The 2,435-nt window shown below is 73.7% G+C and carries 3 protein-coding genes; 1 reads left to right on the top strand and 2 read right to left on the bottom strand.

Going from position 1 to position 2,435, the window contains the following annotated elements; translation table 11 throughout:
• Positions 1-39: 39 nt before the first annotated feature.
• Both WA805_RS25900 and WA805_RS25895 read right to left on the bottom strand, forming a co-directional pair.
• Positions 40-1,335: an alpha/beta fold hydrolase gene (locus WA805_RS25900; RefSeq protein WP_425243655.1), complete on the bottom strand. Its 1,296-nt coding sequence runs from the start codon at positions 1,333-1,335 to the stop codon at positions 40-42.
• Positions 1,336-1,346: 11 nt separating this feature from the next.
• A complete protein-coding gene (locus tag WA805_RS25895; protein ID WP_425243654.1) occupies positions 1,347-2,087 on the bottom strand; it encodes a hypothetical protein in 741 nt (246 codons plus the stop codon).
• A 47-nt stretch (positions 2,088-2,134) separates the two neighbouring features.
• Here WA805_RS25895 and WA805_RS25890 point away from each other — a divergent pair.
• On the top strand, positions 2,135-2,435 hold a 301-nt coding region (locus tag WA805_RS25890), incomplete at its 3' end, for a sigma-70 family RNA polymerase sigma factor (protein WP_425243653.1).

The following is a 2,435-nucleotide window of genomic DNA, read 5'->3' as shown; positions in this document are numbered from 1 at the left end:
GCCATAGGGTCCTGACCGCCATCGCGGGATGCCTGGCGGTCACACCTCGCCGCGGTTCATCGCGATCAGCTGACCCAGCACCCGTCCGCCGCTGACCCGCAGCCCGTCGTGCTCGTACTCGCTGGTCACCCACGGCTTCAGCCCGCGGATCGCGGACGCCGTGCGCAGCGACAGGTCGACCGGCACGTACATGTCGCGGAAGTAGACCGCCGCCGCGGCGGGCACCTCGCTGACCGCGAGCCGCGCCGGGTCGTACAGCGGCGGCCAGTCGCCGGCGTTCGCCAGGATCTCCGCGGCTTCCCTGAGCGGCCGCAGCGCCGGGTCCAGGTCGAACATCCACGGGTAGATCATCTCGCCGGTGAACATGACGGGGGTGCCCGCCTCCAGCGCGGCCCGCGCGTCGAACTCAGGAAACTCCGCACGCACCCGCTGCGCTGCCCACCGCGTCCCTTCCCCTTGCCCCCCGTAGCAGGCCTCGTGCAGCACCGCGTACAGCGGCGCCGTCGCGAACCCGGTCAGCGCGGCGACCTGGTAAAGGAACGTTTCGGACAGGTCGCCGCCGTCGTTGTCGAACGGGTCCTCGAGCAGGTAGTGCAGCTCGTGGCTGCCGGCCGCCTGGCCGAGCAGGACGCCGATCGCCTGGAACGCCTCGACGGTCAGCCGCGCCCCGCCGGGCAGCGGGACGCCGTCCCGTTCGGCCAGGAACTCCGCGACCTGCCGCGCCGCGGCGACGTCGCCGGGGTACCGGTCGTAGTGCTCGGTGTTCCGCGCCGCGCACGTCCGGTAGGTGAGCCGGTACACGTCCTCGGCGCGGGTGTTCAGCCCCGGCAGCCCGCCGGTGATCAGCGCCTCCCGCATGCCGTGCGGCGCGAACGACAGGTACGTCACCGCGCAGAACCCGCCGAAGCTCTGCCCGAGCACGCTCCACGGCTCCCCGCCGGTCAGCTCGCGGCGGATCAGCTCGGCGTCGAGCACGATGCTGTCCGCGCGGAACCGCGCGAGGTACTCAGCCTGTTTCTCCGCTGAGCCGAGCGGCGCCAGCGACCGGGCGCTGATCCGCGACGACCGGCCGGTGCCGCGCTGGTCAAGCAGCAGCACCCGGTAGTCGTCGAGCGCCCGGTCCAGCCACTGCTGCCGGCCGACGGGGCGCTGCGCGGCGAACCCGGGGCCGCCCTGCAGGAACACCAGCCACGGCAGGCCGTCGGGGTCCTTTCCTGTCGCCGTGATCTCCCGGCCGAAGACCTCGATCTCGTCGCCCTCCGGGTCTTCGTGGTCGAGCGGCACGAGGAACGTGTGGTCGGTCAGGACGGTGCCGGGCTGGCTATAGCTGCTCACGAACTCGCACGCTACCGGCTCCACCGGGCGACAGACAGCAGCGCCGTGCCGGCCGTGGCGTCGACGTCGAACCCGGCCGCGGTCGCCGACCAGCCGGGTGTCGCGAACACCGACCCGCCGCCGACCCCGCTGTAGGACGCGCCGTCGACCGACACCTCGCCCGCGCCGCCGGCCGCGGTGACCCGGATCGGGACGCCGCCTGGCACGCTGAGGCGGAACTGGCTCGCGCCGCCCGCGAGCCGCACCGGCACCATGCCGCGCGGTTCCGGCAGCGACAGGTCGATCGCGTCAGAGCCCGCCGTGAAGGTGACCGCGGTGACGTTGCCGCCGCGCAGGTCGGCGACGGTCCGTTCGGTGCCGCCCGCGAAGTCGAGCCGCCAGCTGACGGCCTGGTTGAGCGTCACCGTGACCGGGGTGGTCCCGCTGCTCGCCGACAGCACGGCAACGTCCTTTTGTCCCGAACGGTCCCGGCCGTCTCCCCAGCTCAACGTCACCTGCGAGGGCGCGCCCGCCGGGGTGCTGGCTCGCAGCAGCGTCCCGCCGGTGCCGCCGAGGCTGGCGGTCCGCACGTTCAGCAGGGGAGTGCCCGTGACGACCTCGAGGGTGGCGCTCGACCGCCCGCCGGCGGCCAGGCTCGCCGTGTGCGACGGCGAACTGGACGGGATGCCGACCGCCAGCGCCGTGCCGGCGGCGGCCACGACGAGCACGGCGGCGCCGGCCACCACGAGCGTCCGCCGCCCGACAGGGATCACATGCCTCACCCTAACGACCCGAGATGGTCATCGGTAGATTGGCGGCGATGACCGTCGAGGAGGAGTTCACCAGCGTCGCCGCCCAGTTCCGCGGCGAGCTGCTGGCGTACTGCTACCGGATGCTCGGCTCGATCGACGAGGCCGAGGACCTGGTGCAGGAGACGTACCTGCGAGCGTGGCGGTCGTTCGGCGGTTTCGAGGGCCGCGCGTCCGCGCGGACCTGGCTGTACCGGATCGCGACCAACGCGTGCCTGACCGCGCTGGAGCGCCGCGCCAGGCGTCCGCTGCCGGCCGGGCTCGGCGCCCCGGACGAGGATCCGGCCGCGCCGCTGGTGGCCGGGCCCGAGG

This window comes from Trebonia sp., assembly GCF_049794275.1.
In the GTDB taxonomy this organism is placed as follows: Bacteria; Actinomycetota; Actinomycetes; order Streptosporangiales; family Streptosporangiaceae; genus Trebonia.
The sequence above is the reverse complement of the archived record's forward strand: the minus strand, read 5'-3'. Positions and strand labels throughout refer to the sequence as shown.